Annotated in this window: 16 protein-coding genes, 1 tRNA gene and 2 pseudogenes; 8 read left to right on the top strand and 11 right to left on the bottom strand. The window is 45.3% G+C overall.

Features of this window, described 5'->3' with window-relative positions; all coding sequences use genetic code 11:
- A partial coding sequence (locus B5J94_RS15180; RefSeq protein WP_409455094.1) for an IS3 family transposase occupies nt 1–101 on the top strand: 101 nt, incomplete at its 5' end.
- A 61-nt stretch (nt 102–162) separates the two neighbouring features.
- Here B5J94_RS15180 and B5J94_RS12170 read toward each other — a convergent pair.
- The 5 genes and pseudogenes from B5J94_RS12170 to B5J94_RS12150 form a co-directional block, all read right to left on the bottom strand.
- Nucleotides 163–654: a CheR family methyltransferase gene (locus B5J94_RS12170; protein WP_079364161.1), complete on the bottom strand. Its 492-nt coding sequence runs from the start codon at nt 652–654 to the stop codon at nt 163–165.
- Nucleotides 655–675: 21 nt separating this feature from the next.
- Nucleotides 676–1,713: pseudogene (locus tag B5J94_RS15175) on the bottom strand (methyl-accepting chemotaxis protein); the annotation flags it as partial.
- Between the two features lie 1,298 nt (nt 1,714–3,011).
- Nucleotides 3,012–3,542, bottom strand: coding sequence for a chemotaxis protein CheW (locus B5J94_RS12160; RefSeq protein ID WP_062498750.1), 531 nt, complete (start codon nt 3,540–3,542; stop codon nt 3,012–3,014).
- Between the two features lie 3 nt (nt 3,543–3,545).
- Nucleotides 3,546–3,908, bottom strand: a complete 363-nt coding sequence (locus B5J94_RS12155; protein ID WP_062498751.1) for a response regulator — start codon at nt 3,906–3,908, stop codon at nt 3,546–3,548.
- A gap of 45 nt (nt 3,909–3,953) precedes the next feature.
- Complete coding sequence (locus B5J94_RS12150) at nt 3,954–4,301, bottom strand: response regulator (RefSeq protein WP_036388546.1); 348 nt, start codon at nt 4,299–4,301, stop codon at nt 3,954–3,956.
- 238 nt (nt 4,302–4,539) lie between these two features.
- Between B5J94_RS12150 and B5J94_RS12145 the strand changes: the two genes are divergently transcribed.
- From B5J94_RS12145 to B5J94_RS12135, 3 genes are all read left to right on the top strand, one after another.
- Entirely contained in the window at nt 4,540–5,859 is a 1,320-nt protein-coding gene (locus B5J94_RS12145) for an efflux RND transporter periplasmic adaptor subunit (protein WP_062498752.1), read from the top strand.
- Nucleotides 5,860–6,090: 231 nt separating this feature from the next.
- Entirely contained in the window at nt 6,091–6,813 is a 723-nt protein-coding gene (locus B5J94_RS12140; RefSeq protein WP_062498753.1) for a response regulator transcription factor, read from the top strand.
- A 126-nt stretch (nt 6,814–6,939) separates the two neighbouring features.
- Nucleotides 6,940–8,637, top strand: a complete 1,698-nt coding sequence (locus tag B5J94_RS12135; protein WP_062498754.1) for a HAMP domain-containing sensor histidine kinase — start codon at nt 6,940–6,942, stop codon at nt 8,635–8,637.
- On the opposite strand, the pseudogene B5J94_RS12130 reads toward B5J94_RS12135, so the two are convergent.
- The 6 genes and pseudogenes from B5J94_RS12130 to B5J94_RS12105 all read right to left on the bottom strand — a co-directional run.
- Nucleotides 8,634–8,996, bottom strand: a pseudogene (locus B5J94_RS12130) (surface lipoprotein assembly modifier); the annotation flags it as partial. The gene B5J94_RS12135 and the pseudogene B5J94_RS12130 overlap by 4 nt on opposite strands.
- 45 nt (nt 8,997–9,041) lie before the next feature.
- A complete protein-coding gene (gene infB, locus B5J94_RS12125) occupies nt 9,042–11,849 on the bottom strand; it encodes a translation initiation factor IF-2 (protein WP_062498756.1) in 2,808 nt (935 codons plus the stop codon).
- Between the two features lie 198 nt (nt 11,850–12,047).
- A complete protein-coding gene (gene nusA / locus B5J94_RS12120) occupies nt 12,048–13,529 on the bottom strand; it encodes a transcription termination factor NusA (protein WP_062498757.1) in 1,482 nt (493 codons plus the stop codon).
- 34 nt (nt 13,530–13,563) lie between these two features.
- The gene (gene rimP, locus B5J94_RS12115; RefSeq protein ID WP_062498758.1) at nt 13,564–14,061 is read right to left on the bottom strand and encodes a ribosome maturation factor RimP; all 498 of its coding nucleotides are present in this window, start codon (nt 14,059–14,061) and stop codon (nt 13,564–13,566) included.
- A gap of 233 nt (nt 14,062–14,294) precedes the next feature.
- Nucleotides 14,295–14,371 (bottom strand) — tRNA-Met (locus B5J94_RS12110).
- Between the two features lie 66 nt (nt 14,372–14,437).
- Complete coding sequence (locus tag B5J94_RS12105; RefSeq protein WP_062498759.1) at nt 14,438–15,670, bottom strand: multidrug effflux MFS transporter; 1,233 nt, start codon at nt 15,668–15,670, stop codon at nt 14,438–14,440.
- 310 nt (nt 15,671–15,980) lie between these two features.
- Between B5J94_RS12105 and B5J94_RS12100 the strand changes: the two genes are divergently transcribed.
- From B5J94_RS12100 to B5J94_RS12085, 4 genes are all read left to right on the top strand, one after another.
- Entirely contained in the window at nt 15,981–17,288 is a 1,308-nt protein-coding gene (locus B5J94_RS12100; RefSeq protein ID WP_062498760.1) for an MFS transporter, read from the top strand.
- Between the two features lie 67 nt (nt 17,289–17,355).
- The gene (locus B5J94_RS12095) at nt 17,356–18,669 is read left to right on the top strand and encodes an FRG domain-containing protein (RefSeq protein ID WP_062498761.1); all 1,314 of its coding nucleotides are present in this window, start codon (nt 17,356–17,358) and stop codon (nt 18,667–18,669) included.
- Nucleotides 18,670–18,743: 74 nt separating this feature from the next.
- On the top strand, nt 18,744–19,886 hold the full coding sequence (locus tag B5J94_RS12090; RefSeq protein ID WP_062498762.1) for a 5-methyltetrahydropteroyltriglutamate--homocysteine S-methyltransferase: 1,143 nt from the start codon (nt 18,744–18,746) through the stop codon (nt 19,884–19,886).
- A 182-nt stretch (nt 19,887–20,068) separates the two neighbouring features.
- The gene (locus B5J94_RS12085) at nt 20,069–21,223 is read left to right on the top strand and encodes a cytochrome P450 (protein WP_062498763.1); all 1,155 of its coding nucleotides are present in this window, start codon (nt 20,069–20,071) and stop codon (nt 21,221–21,223) included.
- Nucleotides 21,224–21,263: the final 40 nt, after the last annotated feature.

Genomic DNA, 21,263 nt, shown 5'->3' with positions numbered 1-21,263 from the left:
ACAATCATGATAGAATAAAGAGCAAATTAAAAGGACTAAGTCCTGTTAAGTACAGAAACTTAGTCCAATTAGGGTTAATACAACCACTTGCAACAACCTAACCTTTAATCTTATGTCTAAGATTTGGGGGTCGGTTCAAAAACGGCACGTTTTTTGGGTGTGTTATTCGCCCTTTTTTGCCAACGTCAGCGAGCGTACGGACAAATCCGACCCATTGACCCGAAACGGCAAAGGGCTGACAAACTGCCGAGATATCAAGCCAAGTGTCATCGCCAATGAGTATGTCTCTTGACCTGTGGAACATCCTGCACTCCACACCGAAAACATCGACGGGACATCGAACGATGGCGTCACCTTATGTCGCTCGGTGATGTAGGACTTATACAAGTCTCCGACAAATGCCAAAGACGGCTCATGGCGAAAAAACCGACTCTCAGTAATGAGTAGGTTGTCAAGTAACGACTGAGTCAAAGCCGACAATGGTTGCGATGAAATCATGTTGTCATGTTGTATGGTATCGTACAATTCATCAGCACTCATGCCATGATTTTGGGCGGTGATTGTAATGGCATGAATGAGCCAATTGTGTTGCACCGATGGTAACACAAATCCACAGATTTGCTCTATGTACGCTTGCCACAAAGGCAGATTCATCACGTCCCCCTATACCAACAATCAGCTGTCAGCAAAGACGTCATCATCATTTGACAACTTAAAGCCAGATACCGACTCTTGGAGTGCCGCTGCCATCTCATTTAGACGACCTACCGAACGAGCGGTTGCCATCGTACCTGATGATGTCTGAGATGTGATGTCTTGGATGATGTTCATCGTGCTAGAAATATGACCTGCTGATGTGGCTTGCTGACGAGCAGCATTTGAGATGTTTTGAATCAAGTCTGCCAATGTATTTGATACGGTTTGCACCTCATCTAGTGCTTCACCAGCATCTTTGGCAAGTTTGGCACCTTTAACAACTTCTGCGGTGGTTGATTCCATGGATGATACCGCTTCATTGGTATCTGCTTGAATGGTTTTTACCAGTGTTTCAATCTGACGAGTTGCAGCAGCAGAACGTTCCGCCAGTCGCTGAACCTCATCGGCAACAACAGCAAAACCACGACCAGCCTCACCTGCCATCGATGCTTGAATGGCGGCGTTCAAGGCTAGGATATTGGTTTGGTCAGCAATATCGTTAATCAGACCGACGATATCACCAATCTCTTGTGATGATTCACCCAGACGCTTGATACGCTTGGAAGTTTCTTGGATCTGATTACGAATGGTATTCATGCCCTCAATGGAACGCTGTACCACGTTCGCACCATTTTGGGCGATGGCAACCGAACGCTGGGCAACCGATGCAGACTCTGATGCGTTCGCTGATACCTGATCAATAGAAACCGCCATTTCATTAATAGCAGCAGATACACCAGCAATCTCTTGGGCTTGATGCTCAGATGCTTCGGCAAGTTCCACAGCGGTCATCTGTGTTTGTTGTGATGACTGAGCAACTCGGTCGGCGGTGGTGTTAATGGCAAGTACCAGCTGACGCAGTTGGTCAATGGCAAAGTTCACCGAGTCGGCAATCGCCCCTGTAAAGTCTTCTGATACGGTGGCATTTACGGTCAAGTCACCTTCTGCCAAGTCACCCAATTCGTCAAGCAGTCGCAAAATCGCCATTTGCGAGCGTTCGTTTTCTTCTTGGATTTGTCTGGCTCGTGCCGCTTCTTGTTCCATCTCTTGACGCTGACGCATGTTTTCTTTTTCGATGATGCGTAGCTCTTGACTGCTCTGTTGTCTTAGTAGGCGATACAAGGCAAATGCCAAAGTCAGGGCACTAAGTAGCAATAAAAGTGCAGGGATTAGAATGCTTTTTTGGGTGATGATGCCACGGTCAATCTTAGACAGCTGTTCTTGGGTCTTGGTGGCAAGGTCGGTGAGTGCTTGGGCAGATTCACGAGATTGGATGGTGGGATCACTTAGGTCAGCCAGCTGGCTGATGACAGGCTCTACCATCTGCTGATAGGTGCCATCGATGGTTTGTAAGGACGGGGAGACTTGCCCAAAGACCGCTTGCTGGTTGTTTAAGATGCGTGCAAAATCTGCCACTTCTTCTTTAAACTCATCGGTATTGGTGCCGGTGCTACTGGTCAATGCCGCCATTTTTTCACTGACGCGTTCAAGGCGTAAAATCTGCTCTTGGATTTCTTTGATGGTGGCAGATGACAGTCCCACTTTCATGGCTTGGTCGGTAACACTGGCATACTGCTCTTGCATTTGGCGGGCGGCGTCTTGGACTTGTTTTTGTAGGTCTTGCAAGGCATTGACGTCGTTTTGGTGTGCGACGATATAATCCACACTGCCTTTTTTGGCTTGCCAATCACTGCTGATGGCGTTGATTGCCCCTGCATCGCCCACCATTTTGTTGTTTTGTAGGCGTGACAACGCTGACTCATAGGACTGCACGTCTGCCAGAAGTTTGGCATAAGCGGCTTTACTGACATCAAAATCACGAGAAAACGTGGCATCATTGACATCTTTGACGATATTTACCGCACTGACTTCTAGCTGATTGACATCACCAAGATAATCGGTTACTTTTAGGAGCGAATACGCCAAATATGCCAAGCTAAACATGGCAATGAACCCAGAGATGATGAGTAGCGTCCACCACTTTTTCTCTGAATCTGACGTTGGTGCGACCGCTAGGGGTTCTGAGACTTTGCTCACATCATTCATTTTGCTTATCCTTTTAAAACCGAGCCACTTATCGCTGCTGCCCGCTTTTGCTTAACTAATACAACTCATCAATTCCACCACTTGTTGATGAAATGCTTTTGATTGGTTTTACATTTGCTCAAACACACTGGGCGTTTTACCCTATAACACAAATGATATTTTTAGAAATATTTATGACACAATTTGTCATTGGCAAAAAAATTTTGGCACATTGGCAATGTCTTGATTTTATAACCAACGCTTAGGTTGTCAAAATCAAAAGCACACCATCAGCCTAATGCTGCATTTAGATACTCGGTATCATGAAACAGCAAAGATGGCATGACCACATGCCATGCCTTATCATCTTTGACAAATCTGCCGTGATTGTACGGAGCAAAGGGCGACTCTTCGGGCAAAGGCACATCTTGGTATTCACTGCCCGAAAATTGCACCATGCCTGTCACTTGATCCACCAAAATGCCCGAAAAAAAGCCATCTTGGTCAATGACCATCACCTTTTTGTTTTTAAGGCGTTCACGACTGTCAATGTTTAAAAATTTTGCCAAATCCGCCAGTGGCAACAGTCGCCCCCGCACGTTCGCCACACCAAGTAGCCATGGCTTGGTCAGTGGAATGGGGGTCAGCTCAGGCAGTGCCAAAATCTCAGACACTTCACCCATCGGGGCGACAAATTCTTGTCCACCTACTTCAAAGGCAATGCCAATCCACTGCGTATAGTCCGCATCGTGTCGCCCTGTTGCCCGAGCCTTGGCAAGGTCGGCAAGACGCAATAACTCAATAAAACCAGACGACGCCACGGCTTACTCCAATACAGAGTGAATGACTCTGATTAACTCTTCTTCGTTAATGGGCTTGGTTAGGTACTCTTTTGCCCCTTGACGTTTGCCCCACACACGGTCTGTCTCTTGATTTTTGGTACTGACAATAATCACAGGAATGTGGGCGGTTTTGGGTTCACGAGTGATTTTGCGAGTGGCTTGAAAGCCGTTCATCTCAGGCATGACGATGTCCATCAGCACCACATCGGGCATCACTTCAATCGCTTTGGCACAGCCATCTTCGCCATTGTCTGCTTCAAACATCTCAAAGCCGTTTTTGACCAAAATCTCACGAAATCGCAACATTTCTGTTGGTGAATCGTCCACTACTAATACTTTTGCCATGTCTGTCTCCGATAAATAAAAAGTCTCGCTAGGTGTCTTACCCAATTAGCGAAAACGACTGATGGTCGCAAACAGGTCTTCTTTACTAAATGGCTTGGTCAAATACTCGTTAGAACCCACGATACGTCCACGAGCTTTGTCAAACAGACCGTCCTTGGATGACAGCATAATGACAGGCTTTTGGGCGTATTCTGGGTGATTTTTAATCATAGAACAGGTTTGGTAACCGTCTAGGCGTGGCATCATGATGTCCACAAAGATGATGTCAGGATTGGTCTCGACGATTTTTGATAAAGCATCAAAGCCATCAACAGCGGTAATCACTTCACAGCCTTCTTTTTGCAGTAGGGCTTCGGCGGTACGGCGGATGGTTTTGGAGTCGTCAATAATCATGACTTTAAGACCAGCAAATTCACTCACGGGATTATCCTTTTGTTTGAAAATGGATTGTAAATTTAGAAATTGGTTAAATTTTGACAATATTTTAGTCAGTAAAAACCTACTTTACTTTTTAACACAAATAAGGCAAATTTTCCACTATTTTTTGACAAAACAAAGGATTTATGGGCTAAAAATATGATACGATAGCAGGGTATTTTACTGACTCTTTTTCGCTGATTGTAACATTGTCATGAACTCAACCATCACCCCATCTCTTTTGCTGTATTTTCGGTCACTGTCCGCCCTTGTGGTGCTGTCATTATTGGTGAGTGCCTGCGAGCCTGTGCCTGATGCTAAGCTGACCGATTTGTCTAGCTTTGATGACAAGCACGAGCGAGATGGGCTGGTACATGGCAACACGGCTGTGCGACCACCCACCGATGCCGATAACGCCAAAATCGCCCTCAATGGCGATAACATAACCCTTGCCACCGCTCATGTCATGGCAATCAAATCCGAGCGTTATCAGCCCGCCTTTCGCCTAGAAGGGGTTATCATCCCCCACAAGCAAACAACCATCACCCTGCCCCAAGATGGCAAACTTGACCGCATGCTTGTCAAAGTGGGCGATACAGCCAAGGTAGGCGACATCGTGGGCAAGTTTTATCAAGAAACCGTCACTTTTGCTGACAACCCCGATAACAGCTCCGATGACAGCCTAGATAACAACAAAAGTGATGACAATGCCATCGCCGATGATGCCAATAAGCCTGCTGACAATACCACCAATGCCAAGCAAAACACAAATAAAACAGAAAATATAAAAACATCCGAAAAATCACAAGACCAATCTAAAAACACAGACAAAATCAGCCCCCAAGAGCAGGCTGATGACACCAATGATGAAATACCAACAGCCCCCATCATCACCAAAACCCCCTTTGACGTCAAAAGTCCGATGACAGGCAAGGTAGATGCAATATTCATCGATGACAAAGACAAAACCCACCCCCAGACCACGCCCGTGCTAGTCGTCTCTGATGAGCGGTTTATTAAGTTTATCAGCCCCTTGCCTGCCGACTTTGCCGACTATCTTGCCATCGGTGACGGGGTGAGTTTTGACACCGAAGACGGGCGAAGTTTTGGCGGTCAGATACAAGAGATTGCCCCCAACCCCAAAGTGCGTGGCATGATGGAAATCCACGTCGCCATCAAACCCGAGCAAGCCAAAAAAGCCAAACTCACGCTTGGCGAGCGGGTCGGCGGTTATGTCAATTATGGGCAAATCGATGTGGGCGTACTCGTGCCTGCCTTTGCCATTTTTGATGATGAGCTAAACCCCATGGATTTGTCCGAGCTGACCAAACCACCCTATCGCCCTGCCACACCCCGCCCTGCATGGCTGTGGACAGTAGGACAAGATGAACGCTTGGCTTTATCCAAAATCGTCGTCATCGAATATCAACCCGAAAGCGACCAATATCTCATCGCAGGCATTGCCTTAGATGGCTTGGTCGTTCTTGCCGACTTGCCCAAACAGGCTCATGGCGGACGAGTACGTTTAAAATAATCCATCCGCCCCAATCTCACAATCATCTGTAACAATAGTTACAAAGAGTGGGTAAATGTAGGCAAAATCGGCTAAAATACGCTCCGTCATTTTAATTAAATAACAATTTACCCCTTGCCAAAGTGAATAAATATTGGCAAGATATAGCCATGATTTTTTCGCCCTTATTTTTGGGCGTCTTTATATCTTTACAAAAGACAATTTAAATACTATTTGACATAAGGCATGACCATGACCAAGCAAATCCTACTCATCGAAGACGACCCAGATTTGGCAGAGCTTATCAGCGACTATCTGTCCATGAACTATTATGAAGTTCATCACGCCCCCACCGCCCAAGAAGGGCTTGACCTACTAGAAGCCAAAGAGCGTGACATTAACCTTATCGTGCTTGACCTAATGCTCCCTGACATGGATGGCATGCAAGTATGCCAAAAAGTGCGGGCATCTAAAAATGTAATGATTAATAAAGCACCCATCATCATGCTCACCGCCAAGGGCGATACCACCGATCGTGTCTTAGGTTTGGAGATGGGAGCGGATGACTATATTTCCAAACCCTTTGAACCTCGTGAACTGCTCGCACGTATTCGTGCGGTGTTACGCCGTCATGAGACCCCCAATCAAGCCGATACTGACTCAGGCAGTCTTAGCTTTGGGCGTTTGACGGTGTTTCCTGACAGCCATGAGGTAACCATTGATGATAACATTGTCCGTCTGACCACGCACCAATTTCAGCTACTCCACTACTTTGCCACTCATGCAGGAAAAGTACTAAACCGTGAACAGCTCTGGCAAGCCATGCCCAATGACGACAGTTCAGAAAATATTGACCGTGCCATTGACGTGCATATCTCACGCCTTAGAGCCTTGATTGAAGACAATCCCCGTCAGCCCAAACGTATCATTACCGTGCGTGGCGTGGGTTATCAGTTCGCCACTGACCAAGTATAATCTTACCAAACATCCAATTCTTATGGGATTGGATGTTTATTTTTTAATGGCGGTTTAATAAATATATCAACCAAACCAATACCCTGTTAAACTGCCATTTTATTTTAAATCCACTTGCTACCATCCATGCCCCACAGAAACAACCCACCGCCCAGCTTTGGTTTTCGCTCGCTGTTTGCACGGCTGTTTATCAGCGTGTTTTTGGCGATTATCGCCTTTGCCATTGCCATGATTTTGCTTGCCCAGCTTGTTCATAACAACTCCGACAGCATGAAATCTAAGGTTATCGCAGGGCAAATTATCGGACAGATTGACCCATTTTTGATAGAAGTGGATGATGCCATGTTGGGTAACGATCGTTTACAAGCCCGATTTATTCTTGCTGTGGTCAAAAAGAGCTTTGATATCTTTGATGAGAGCCTAGAAGCCAAAATCGGACTGTATGACAAAAAACGCAATCTCATCTTAAAAACCGAAAACAGCGAACTGCCCGAACGTCTGCCCCCCACCCCGTCATGGCTTGCCCAGACCTTGCCCACCCTATCGGGCAACGACCCACATCATGTCATCTTAAAGACCAGTTCAGGCTACTGGGTGTGGTATGAGAGCCGAAAACCACCCAAAGAGCGTCCATTTTTGGGTGTGGTTAATTTCTTTACTGGCACACTGCTACTCATTCTCATCATGACAGCAGTGCTGTGGGGCATCACTCGCAACATGACATGGCGACTAGACCAGATGAGTCGCAAGATGGCAAAAATGGGCGATGGTGATTTTAGCGTACGTGTTGATCAAACAGGCAATGATGAAATTGCCATGCTTGCCTATGGCTTTAACCAGTCTGCCGAGAAAATAGAGCGACTTATCAATGCCAACAGCCTGCTTCTTGCTCACGCCAGTCATGAGTTTAGGACGCCGATTACTCGGATTCGCTTGCAGATTGAGATGATGGACATGCTCACCCAAAAGCTCGACCCTGACGACAAAGCCAAATTTGATAAGCGTGCCTGTGCCATCAACCGTGACCTAACAGGACTCAATGACTTGGTTGAGAGCATTTTATTGGTGAGCCGTCTGGACGCAGGTCATGCCCTACAAGCCAATGAGAGCGTAGATTTGGTAGAGCTTATCAAAAGCGAATGCCAGCACTACACCGAAGCGACGCTCTTTGCTGAGCCTGTAATGATGATGGCACAGCCCAAACTACTGATACATTTGGTGCGTAATCTCATCAACAACGCTCTCATCCACGGCACGCCCCCAGTAGAGATTTATGTCTATGGCTCACCAAGTCTGACAGAGGCGGGCGTTATCCCCAAAGCACTCATTGAGCTTAGCAAAGATGATGAATACATGAACACGCCTACCACCTATGACATCACAACCACGTGCAACATAGAAGATAAGGAACTGGCAAGCCATCTTAATATAGATGATGAGGGACAAAACGACCAAGAGGCAAGCAAATCCATCAGTATCAACGAAAACAATAAAACCTCAGAGCAGTCCATTCAAGATACGCCATTAGAGAAGCACACCCGTGCATTTTTTAAACTACTCTCTCGCAACAAAGATAAGGAGCATGGCAAAAAAAATCTCTATGCCATCATGGCGGTCATCGACCAAGGAGCTGGCATTCCTGTGGATAAGCGTGAAGATATTTTCAGCCCCTTTGTGCGACTAAAACAGGAGAAAAAAGGTTCAGGATTGGGTTTATCATTAGTTACCCAAATCATTCAAGCTCATGGGGGCAGTATCAGCACCGACACATGGCAGGGCAAAACCCGCTTTTTGGTGGTGTTGCCGATGAATCAGGATGGTTAAAATTCACGATAAAGCGACAGATACACTCGCTGATTTTGATATTGATATAACTGGGGAATATTGCTTGTTACGTCCTTATAAACCCAATTTAGCGTGGGTCTCATGCCTTTATATTGCCATTTTGGATTAAATAATGACACATGATGGGTCTTTTCTTTATCTACTCTCGGTATGGAGATGAGTTCGTGATTATTATCAAACTCTCTTTTACTTGTTAAATAACGAGCTTGCAAACCAATACTATCATTCACATGATATTCCATACCTGCCATTGCACCTGATTTTTGATTATCATATTGATGATTTTCAGTATTTTCTATTTGATGATTTAACCCAAAGAATGTGGCATGGCGATTTTTATGATAAAAAACCGCTCACCCTAAGGCAAGCGGTTTTATCATTACTCATAATGTGCGTGCCACTTCATGAATCTCAAAGACTTCAATCTTATCACCCACGGCCACATCATAGCCTTTGACCGCCAGACCGCATTCCATGCCTGCTTTGACTTCATTAACATCGTCTTTATAGCGACGCAATGATTGTAGCTGTCCTGTAAAGATAACTTTGTCATCACGCAAAACACGGATGGGCTTGTTGCGATAAATCGTGCCTTCTTGTACCATACAGCCTGCTGCTGCCCCAAACTTGCTAGAACGGAACACATCACGCACCTCGGCAACACCCAAGATTTTTTCACGATGCTCAGGGGCAAGCATGCCACTCATCGCTGCTTTGACATCATCAATCAAGCCATAAATCACACTATAATAACGAATGTCAAGTCCTGCCTCATCTGCTTTACGCTTACCTGCTGTATCAGCACGCACGTTAAAACCAAGCAATACCGCCTCACTGGACTCTGCTAAGATGACATCAGATTCAGTAATAGCACCCACGCCTGAACTAATCACACGCACCTTGACCTCATCTGTTGACAGGTCATCCAAAGCACCCAGTAAGGCTTCTAGTGAACCACGTACGTCTGTTTTTAGAATGAGATTTAGGGTTTTTGCTTCACTGCCCATGTTGGCAAACATATTTTCCAGACGCATTTTGTTTTGGCGTTCAATCAAACGCTCACGCTCGCGAGCGATACGAAAATCCGCCACTTCACGGGCTTTTTTCTCATCAGAGACCACCAAAAACTCAGAACCTGCCATCGGTGCATCAGGCAAACCCAAAATTTCTACAGGAATGGATGGCCCTGCTGACTTGATACGCCCACCATTTTCATCGGTCATGGCACGTACTTTACCATAAAACTCGCCTGCCAATACAAGGTCGCCTTGTTTTAATGTGCCTTTTTTGACCAGTAGGCTTGCCACAGCACCACGCCCTTTGTCTAGGCGGGATTCAATGACCACACCTTGGGCAGCACCATCCACAGGGGCGGTCAGTTCCATAATCTCTGCTTGAATACTAATGGTATCTAGCAGCTCATCAATGCCCATGCCTGTTTTTGCAGAGACTTTGACCAGTGATGTATCCCCACCCCACGCATCCGTGATGATTTCTTTGACTGACAGCTCATTTAGCACACGCTCTGGGTCAGTGGTATCTTTATCCATCTTGTTCATGGCGATAATGATTGGCGTGCCAGCAGCTCGTGCATGGTCGATGGCTTCTTCGGTCTGTGGCATAACCCCATCATCTGCCGCCACCACGATGACCACGATGTCGGTCGCCTGAGCCCCACGTGAACGCATGGCGGTAAAGGCAGCGTGACCAGGGGTGTCAAGGAAGGTAATCACACCACGGTCAGTCTCAACATGATACGCTCCGATGTGCTGGGTAATACCACCGGCTTCACCGCTTGCCACTTTGGTTTCACGGATTTTGTCCAGTAGTGATGTCTTACCGTGGTCAACGTGACCCATGATGGTAACGACAGGCGGACGCGTTTGGACGTTGCCTTGTTTCTCGGTAGCGGCCTCTTGTAGGTCATCTTCTAGTTGGGTATCAGACACAGCGATGAAGTTATGCCCAAACTCTTCAATGACTAAGGCGGCAGTGGTTTGGTCGATGACATCACTCTCACGTACCATCTCGCCCATTTTCATGAGTGACTTGATGACTTCACGCACTTTAACTGCCATTTTTTGGGCAAGGTCAGACACAACAATCTGCTCACCCACTTCAACATTATGGATGATTTTTTCCACAGGCATTTCAAACTTATGTTTGCTTGCTTGTGATGATTTTAGACCACGTGACTTGGGTCTGATTTCAAGCTCTTCTTTGCCTTTTTTCTTACCGCCTTTGGTACGGCTTGATGTACTGCTGGCACCACGTTTAATCTCACGACGCTCTTTTTCAAAAGACTCTTCTAATGCCGCCCCAACCAAACCTGCCGCCAAAGGTTCATCTTTACGCACAACAGCACTTGGCACCTCGTCTTTTTCGCTATAACGATTTGCCATTTGTTTCATCTGCTCCAAAGTGCGATTTTGGGCATCAATGGCGGCACGACGGCGATTCTCCGCCTCTATCTCACGCAGTTTTTGCTCTTCGGCTTCACGGGCAAGGCGAGCTTGACGTTCTTCTTCGGTCTCGCTCTTGGCAGGTTTGGCGGGTTGTTTTTTGGCTTTGTCTACCTTGATCTCTTTTTTGTCAGATTTTACGTCACTCTTGGCAGCTGTGCCTTTTTTGACCACAGATGAGCTGACCACGCTGTCGTCTTTATCGGCTTCATCTTTTTTGGCTTTTTTGACAACCACAGACGCACTGGGCTTACTCTCGCCACCATTTACACTGCCCGAATTGGCGCGCATGGCAGCCAGTGTCGCCTCTTGGCGTTTGACAGCTTCTTGTTTGGCACGCTCTTCGTTTTGCTTGGCTTCTAGGGCGGCAATGGCTTTGGCTTTTTCGGCTTCACGCTCGGCTTGGGCTTTGACCTGCTCGGCAGCTAGGTCAGGTTTTTGGATGTCAAACTGCTTTTTCTTGGCACGCACGACATTGATGTTTTGGGCTTTGCCGGTGGTGGTGGTGATTTTTTTGGTGGTAGTGGTTTTTTGAGTCATGCCAATGCGGGTCTTTTGGGCTTGACCATGACTTTGTTTTAAAAACGCCACCAACGTCGCCTGCTCATCGGTTGAGACGGTGTCATCTTCGCCACGAGTGGGCAGACCTGCGTCTTTTAGTTGTTTTAAAAGCACGTCAGTGGTAATGTTAGAGTCTTTTGCTAATTCTTTTACGGTTTTTGTCGCCATTGGTTTACCTAAATTTGTTTGGTTATTTGATGAATGATTTTATCATAAAATGATGAATTTGGTGAAAATGGATGGGCAGGATGAGTCTTATTCATCCCCATGTTACCCTCCATTTTTACAAGTTGCCAAATTCTCACCAACCAAATTTGGCAATGTCCTTACGTACTCATGGCAGTACGCCCCATGACGCACGCATGGTTATTCAAACCATGACTGACGTGCTGCCATAATCAGCCTACCCGCCAGCTCACTGCCCATGCCTTCGATGTCTTCGATGTCAAACACCGCTTGTTCGGCTAGGTCGTCAAGGGTAATGATGTCACGCTCCGCCAGTTTATAAGCAATGGCAGGGGTCATCTCTTCTAGGGCAAGTAGCTCACCGCTAGGCTCTTTGATGTTTTGCTGTTTGATAAGCTCATCATTGATGATGACTTCTTTGGCACGCTCTTGGATGGCACCGATGGTCTCATCATCCAAACCATCAATGTCATAGAAAGTCTCAGCAGGCACATAAGCCACTTCTTCGATGGTGGTAAAACCAATCTCCGCCAATGCCTCTGCCAAATCTCTGTCCACTTCCAAACGCTCGTAGAACAGCGTGATAATCGCCTCAGACTCGCTTTTTTGGCGTTCTAGGTATTCAGATTCTAGCATCATGTTGAGCTTATAACCAGTCAAATCAGACGCCAAACGCACGTTTTGACCTTGTGAACCGATGGCACGAGCCAACTGGTCGTTCGCCCCAAAGATGATGTCGGCAGTTTGGTTATCTTCATCTAGCACGATACTAGACACGTCCGCAGGCTCCAATGAGCTGATGATGTACTGAGCAGGGTCATCGCTCCACACCACGACATCGATACGCTCGCCATCTAGCTCTTGTTGCACCGCTTGGATACGAGTGCCACGCATGCCGATACACGCCCCCACAGGGTCGATACGGCTGTCGCCTGTTTTTACCGAGATTTTGGCACGCAAACCGGGCAGACGAGCCACATCACGAATCTCAATAATCCCTTCGCTAATCTCAGGGACTTCTTTGGTCATCAAGGCAACAAGCATCTCATTGCTCGTACGAGATAGCACGAGCTGACTGCCACGCCCATCACGATTGACCTTGGCAAGTAGTGCCGTAACACGACTCTTAGGGCGTAGCATTTCACGGGGCAAGGTTTGGTCTCTGGCAAGATAACCCTCCGCCCCGTCGCCTAAGTCAATGACATAACCATCACGGCTTGCTTTTTTGACTTCGCCCGTGATAAGCTCACCCACACGAGCTTCAAAAGCATCGGCAATCAAAGCACGTTCAGCTTCACGGATTTTTTGGATGATGACCTGCTTGGCTTGGGTGGCGGCGATACGCCCAAATTCAATTGATTCAATCTGCTCTTCGATAATATCACCAATTTGGTATTCATCCTCATCCAAATCACTGATCGCCTTTTGACAAGCAGGCATCTCATGGTCTTCATCTGCCACAACCGTCCAGTAGCGATAAGTGTCATAATCACCTGTTTTGCGGTCAATAGCAACACGTACTGCCACCTCAGGTTGGTCGGTATAAACCTTTTTCTTGGTTGAGAAAACAAGTGCTTGCTCAATCGCCTGAAAAATATCATCAGGGTCAAGCCCTTTTTCATTACTGACGGTCTCAACAACGGTCAAAATCTCACGGCTCATTGCTTATCCTTAGGTTAATTGATTAATAACAACATCAATCTTGATAAATCAAATTGGCTTTATCCACATTATCAAAAGCGATGTCAAATTCTAGTCTATCTTCGGTGACCACATTCATGCTCGTCTCACCCGCACTCACCAGACGACCGACGACCTTACGGCGTTTGGCGTCGCCTTGCCCGATGGCGTGAATCAGACGCAAACTGACGGTCTCACCCACAAACATCGCCACCTGCTCAGGGGTAAACAGCGGACGGTCAAACCCAGGGCTTGACACTTCTAGCACATACTCACCAGCAATGGGGTCATGCACTTCTAGTACGCCTGAGACTTGGTGATTGACCGCTGAGCAGTCCTCAATGGTGATATGCTCGCCACGCTCACGGGCATCGGCATTTACTTCGATATAGATACGAAGTAGCGATTTACGCCCTTGGGGCATAAACTCAATCCCCCAAAGCTCTACGCCACAAGCGGACACCGCAGGGGCAATCATTTGGGTAAGTTCAGCAATCTTGCTAGATGGTTTCATTTTGGCTTGGTTAATCCTATGTTAAAGCACAAATTAAAAATCAAAAGAGTTAAAAGCGGTTTGGCAAATTGCAAATACAAAAAAACCCACAAAACACGTTGGTGGGCTAAAATCATTGCTCGCCGACATCTTAACCATGTTTACTTTATCAAGTTTAAAAAATAATGATAAATTTATGGAAAGATACCTTATTTTACAATTTTATAAATAATTTTAAATAAGGATTTAAAAAGTGGTAGCGGGGGCTGGATTTGAACCAACGACCTTCGGGTTATGAGCCCGACGAGCTACCAGACTGCTCCACCCCGCATCAATTTAGAACGCCATTATAGCACGCTTTTTGACATTGTCAAGAAAAAATTTAACTTTTTTAAAATTAATTCATCTTAGACAAATCCATCTTAGGGTCAAGCTGATAGACCAAAAAAGTTCCAAACGACACAAGTGCCGTGATGATAATACCCAGCTTTAACACAGGGCTGACATCAAACAAACTTAACAGCAATCCGCCAAAAATCCCCACACTAAACTGCAATGCCCCTTGCATGGCAGACGCCATACCTGCCCGCTTTTTTTGATATGCCAAAGCGATGGCGGTCGCGTTAGGCTGAGTAAACCCAAGCCCTGAAATACAACAAAATATCGCCATAAACACCAGCGGAAAATACGCAAGCCCCGTTAATGCCAACACCAGCAGACAACTGGCAGAGACAAGTTGCATGAGAGCCCCAAAGCGTAGCAGTTGCACAAGGCGAAAACGACTGGTCAAAAACTGATTGACCTGCGTTAAGGCAATAAAGCCAAAGGCATTTGCCCCAAAAGCGATGGCAAACTGCTTTTCAGATAAGCCAAAATTCACCATAAATAACTCGCTTGAAATGGACAGATAAATAAAGAATGCCCCTTGTAGTACGCCCCCTGCAACCGCAGGAATGATGAACGTCTTGTCCTTGGCTAAGTCAAGATAAGAGGCAAAAGTTTGGCTAATCGGTTTGGTATTGCGATTTTCTGGGGCGAGCGTTTCTTTTAAAAACAGCTTGGTCAAGATGATATTAAATATCCCATAACCTGCCAAAAACCAAAACAGAGCATGCCAGTCGGCAAATCCCAAAATCAACGCCCCCAAACTCGGGGCAAGTATCGGAGCCAACCCCATGACCAGCACCATGAGACTAAACGCCCTTGCCCCCTGTATGGGGTTTAGGGTGTCACGAATGGCGGCACGGGTTACCACGGCTGTCACGCACGCCCCCAACGCCTGCAACGTACGGGCAGCAAACAGCACCAGCTCACTGGTGGTGGTCGCACAGATGACGGACGCCACCACAAATATCGTCATGCCCATGTACATGGGTAGTACTCGCCCCACCCTATCCGAGAATGGTCCATAAAACAGTTGCCCGAACACCAAACCAATAAAGTAAAACGGCACTGATTTGGACACTTCGGACACACTCACGCCAAAATCATCCGCCATGGTCGGCAGAGCAGGCAAATACATGTCAATGGCAAGCGGACCGATGGCAATCATCACGCCCATCATCATCACCCACAGGGTGGGAAAGGGCTTGGCGTGTGCCGCTTGGTCTTGGGAATTATTATGTGGCATATTAATATCACTTATCTTAATGCTGACTGATGGGTATGGTTATTGGTTATTATTATGTCAATCAGCCAAATTTTTTAAAACAAAAACAAATGAGAAAATCCGACTATTTTACCATGATTTGCCCCATTTGACGGTAAAAAATTGCAATACCGACATTGACTGTTTAATCTTGAAAAAATCTCATCTTATATTGAAAATATTGAAATTGATTAATCATGGACAGTTTGTTATATTTTTATTAGGGCAATACGCTCGGTATGACATTTAGTTAGTATGACCATTAAATAATCACCCACCAGATGACCACACCATGACGACGCATCAAACCAACCTAGCCCACGCCATCAGCCACACCCCCATGAGTGCCTATCAATGGCTCATCGTTGCCCTGGCCGTTCTTTTAAATATGTTAGACGGCTTTGATGTGCTGGCGATTGCCTTTACCGCCAAAAGCATCCAAACCGAGCTTGGGCTAACAGGGGTGCAAATCGGTACGCTCATGAGTGCAGGTTTTATTGGCATGGCAATCGGCTCTATGGGACTGGCTCCCTTGGCGGACAAATTTGGCAGACGTCCACTACTTATCATCGCAACCGCCCTATCGGCACTGGGCATGTTTATGACGTATTTTTCGCACACAACCCAATCCATTGGCTTTTGGCGCGTGATAACAGGAATTGGCGTGGGCGGCATTTTGCCATGTACCAACGTCATCGTGAGCGAATACGCCAACCAAAAATGGCGTGGGCTTGCCATTGCCATTTATGCTTGTGGTTTTGGTATTGGGGCGATGCTTGGCGGGCTGTCAGCGGTCATGCTCCAAGATGAATTTGGCTTTCGTTCGGTATTTATGACAGGGGCGGTATTGACAGGGCTGGCACTGGTGGCACTCGTTAGCCTATTGCCTGAATCGGTGGATTTTTTAAACCAAAAACAACCTGCCAACGCCCAAACCAAACTCACCAAAATCGCCCACAAAATCGGCAAACAAGGCAACTGGCAACTGCCCACCCAAAATCAATCTGCCAAAGCCAAAGCACCCATCAGCCAATTGTTTGCCAAAGGTCAGCTAAAAACCACGCTGCTTATTTGGGCGGCGTTCATTGCTGTGATGTCCTCTTTTTATTTTATCAGTTCATGGACACCTGCTCTGCTAGAATCATCAGGACTTGCCAAAGAACAAAGCCAAAAGGTTGGCATGGCAATCAGCATTGGCGGTACGATAGGCTCGCTCATCTTTGGTTTTTTGGTGAGTAAATTTACCCCAAAATCCACACTCATGGCGTTTGTTGTGCTGTCATCTTTTGCCATCATTGGTTTTGTGTTTAGCCCAACATTAACTCTTGCCCTTATCTTTGCCATTTTGGTCGGCAGCCTTGTCAATGGCTGTATCACGGGGCTATATACCATTAACCCCACGCTGTATGCCCCAGAATTTAGAAGCACAGGGGTTGGCACGGCAATCGGCGTGGGGCGTATTGGTTCTATCGTCTCGCCCATGCTGGCAGGGAAACTGTTGGATGTGGGTATTGGCAAAGATGATTTGTATCTTGGGGCGAGTGGTTTTATTTTATTGGCACTGGTGGCGTTATATTTTTTAAAGCCAAATGAGCGTTGATTTTTATCTTATTAAATACGAATATATGATATAACCCACTATTGATTTTACGGAGATACGTAAGTTTATGAATAATGAAGAAAATGAGTATTTCAATTTTATTGTTATAGGTTCTGATGAGAATTTTGTGATTGAAAATAATGAAATATCATTATGGATATCAAGATTCTTGGAGTATACTACCGATGAAATCAAAGAGTTATTTAATGGAAACTATAAAGAAATTATAAATTTGCCTTGCATATATACTTATGAAGGCAATGGCTCAAAAGTATATCTTGCTAAAATTGACAAATTTAATATAAAAGGTAGAAACGTAATATTATCTTTTAAGGACATGCAGGAGCAAGATATAAATTCTTATGATTTATTTGATAATAATAGAAAAATTATACAGGAATGGGAATTATATAGACAGCATTGGGCAATTAAAAAAGGTGATTTATCCACGATATTAGATTCAAATTATAACTCTAGTAATACTGGGAGCACAATAGAAGCAAAACCCATTGAATTTGGCACACCTATTGATAATTCTTCAACCAATGACAAACAAGAAACTTATATTGTTAATGTTCAAGACTTGATAAGCCAACTTAAAAAGAATGAAAGTGATAAAACAGTTTTTTATCGTGGTCATAGTCAGAAAAAATACAAACTTGAACCGTCATTATTTCGCAGTGATGAACAAGGTTTTTATTATTATAGAGAAAATGAACATGTTATCTATCGTGAATTACTTTCTTTAAATTATGCTGAGTTTTCTGATGACGATTCTACATTTGATAGACTTGTTCACATGCAACATTTCTCACTACCAACAAGATTATTAGATATTACAAGCAATCCTTTGATAGCTTTATATTTTGCTTGCAAGTCTCACGAAAATGAAGACGGGGATTTAATCTCAATAACAATCAAAGATGAAGATTTAAAATACTTTGATTCTGATACTGTTGCCTGTCTTGCCAACTTGTGCAAGTTAAGCTTTTCTGAAAAAGAAAAATTGAATGTAGATGATAAAACAAATACAATTTCAAATAAGTATCTTCATTATATTAAAGATGATAAACCCTATTTTGAAAATAGGTTATGTGATAAAGATATTCGCAAAGTTGTTTGTGTAAAAGGAAAGTCCACTAACCCAAGAATTTACGCACAATCTGGGGCGTTCTTACTTTTTGGGCTTGACGCTATTTTAGATGATGATAATGACTTTAATTTTAATTTTAATATTACTCATTACATTATAAAATCAGAAAACAAGCAAAAAATACTTGAACAACTTGATTTATTAAATATTAACGAAAGTACTGTTTTTCCTTATTTGGAAAACTCAGCAAAATACATTTCTCATAAATTTAAGAAAATTTCCTTTTAATAATATTTTAAAATAGCCAATAAAAACCAATGTCTTTCATAAGATTTTTTTAACCAAGCAAAAGAGAGTAAGCCATGAGCCAACTTTTTCCAAACGCCAAACCTCGCAATGTCGCCCCTTATCGCAATGATGTGGTCGGCTCGTTTTTACGCACCGATGAGCTGATGACCGCCAAAACCAAGCTAAATGCAGGCGAAATCGGGCAAGATGATTATGATGCCATTTTAAAAGATGAAATTGGCAAACTGGTTACCAAACAAAAAGAAAATGGCTTGCACGCTGTTAGCGATGGTGAGTTTAGCCGTGTGTGGTGGCATTTGGATTTTATGGCTGGATTGGACGGCGTGCAGTGGGTAGAAACCGAGAATTTTTCGGTGCAGTTTAAAGATGCCAAGCCAAAAAGCCATAGCGTCAAAATCGTGGATAAGATTGATTTTTCAGACGACCACCCTTTTATCAAAGCCTACCAAATCTTAAAAGACTGTGCTGGCGATGCCCCAACCAAATTCACCATACCCTCTCCATCCATGCTACATCTTGTGGCGTGCGTGCGTGATGTCAACTATAAGCCCATTGAGCTGTATCAAGATGAAAACCATCTGTACGATGACATTGTGGCCGCTTATGTCAAGGCCATGTATAAGTTTTATGACATGGGGCTGCGTAACTTACAACTGGACGACACAAGCTGGGGGCAATTTTGTGCGTTGGATAAAAAGGCAGAGTTTGCCAAGCGTGGTATTGATTTTGACAAATTGGCGGTGGATTATGTTGCCATGCTAAACCGCATTGTGGATGCCAAACCTGCCGACATGCAAATCACCATGCACATCTGCCGTGGTAATTTCCGCTCAACGTGGTTCTCCGAAGGCGGTTATGCTCCGATTGCCGAAGTGCTGTTTGGCACCTGCCGAGTGGACGGCTTTTTCTTAGAATATGACAGCGAACGAGCGGGCGACTTTGCCCCACTTGCCCACATCAAAGACCAACAAGTCGTGCTAGGCTTGGTAACTTCAAAAACAGGCGACCTTGAAAACAAAGACGACATCATCGCCCGCATCTGTGAGGCCACGCAGTACGTGGACATCAACCAGCTTTGCCTATCGCCACAATGCGGATTTGCCTCCACAGAAGAGGGCAATATCCTAACCGAAGAAGCCCAGTGGGCGAAGGTGGATATGATTAGAAAAATTGCTGATGAAGTTTGGGGTGAATAATCTCCCTAAAAATAATTGTTTTAAATAACAAACAAAAAGCGAAACTGACTAATTTGGCGGTTTCGCTTTTTGTTAAGTTTATTGGCAAAACAAAACCATCACACCCTACCCCCAAGGGCTAATAGCAGGATTATCATGTGTTGATTACAATGGCAAGACCATTCACCGCCCAAGGATAATTTATGTCCACTTCTATCGATTGGCAATCTGATGATGAACAAGTTCAGAAAAATCAGCGTCGTGCTTATGACGACATGCGAGCACGCTGTCCCATCGCCCATGATGATAAGCTCGGTTATAGCGTATTTTCTCATGCCGATGTCATGCACATTCTAAACGACCCTGCGACATTTTCCAATCACGTCTCAGACCGTCATATCGCTGTGCCAAACGGCATGGATGCACCCATTCACACAGCGTTTCGTGCGATTAATGACAAATATTTTACCGCTGACCGCATGGCGAGATTTCGCCCCATCGCCAAAGAACTGATTGACAACTTAGTAAGCCAACTGCCCAAGGGTCAGCCCATCGACATCATGGCAGGGTTCGCCAAAACTTATGCCGTCAAGCTACAAAATGCCTTTATGGGTTGGGGCGATGAAACCGAAGCACCGCTGAACGCATGGATTGAGAAAAACCGCAAAGCCACACTGAGCCAAAATCGTGATGAGACTGCCAGCGTCGCCTTAGAATTTGACAGTTATATCAAGGCGATTTTGGATGATAAACGGACAAAACGCCCTGATGATGTGACCTTTGAACTGATGAACGACGTGGTCATGCTACCACAAGGCGAGCGAGTGATGAGCGATGAAGAACTTATCTCGCTCATTCGCAACTGGACGGTGGGTGAGCTGTCCACCATGTCGTCAGCGGTCGGGATTATTTTTGAGTTTTTTATTCATCATCCCGATGTCTTAACTCATCTAAAAGCCGATCCCCAAGACATTGATAATGCCGTCTTAGAAATCCTGCGTTTACACGACCCACTCATCACCAACAGACGACGCACCACCTGCCCTGTCACTCTACATGGCATAGACATTCCCAAAGACGCCAAAATCACGATTAACTGGCAGTCCGCCAACCGTGACCCCGAAGCCTTTCATCAGGCGGACAGCTTTGAGCTACGCCGAAACCAAGCTAATAATCTGGTCTATGGTTATGGCATTCATGTCTGTCCTGGCAAGCCATTGGCACAGCTTGAACTGGGGCTGTTGGTGGCATGCTTGGCAGAGCAGGTGAGTAAGATTCGCCCTGCGTCTGATGACTACTTTGACCATGCCATCTATCCTGCGTCAGGTTTTAGTCGTTTGGAAGTCATACTTCATTAACTTCACTCCCCCTTCCCTTTCCCAAACCCCCCACCATCTC

The sequence above is a fragment of the Moraxella lacunata genome, from assembly GCF_002027545.1.
Taxonomy (GTDB): Bacteria; Pseudomonadota; Gammaproteobacteria; order Pseudomonadales; family Moraxellaceae; genus Moraxella; species Moraxella lacunata.
The sequence above is the reverse complement of the archived record's forward strand: the minus strand, read 5'-3'. Positions and strand labels throughout refer to the sequence as shown.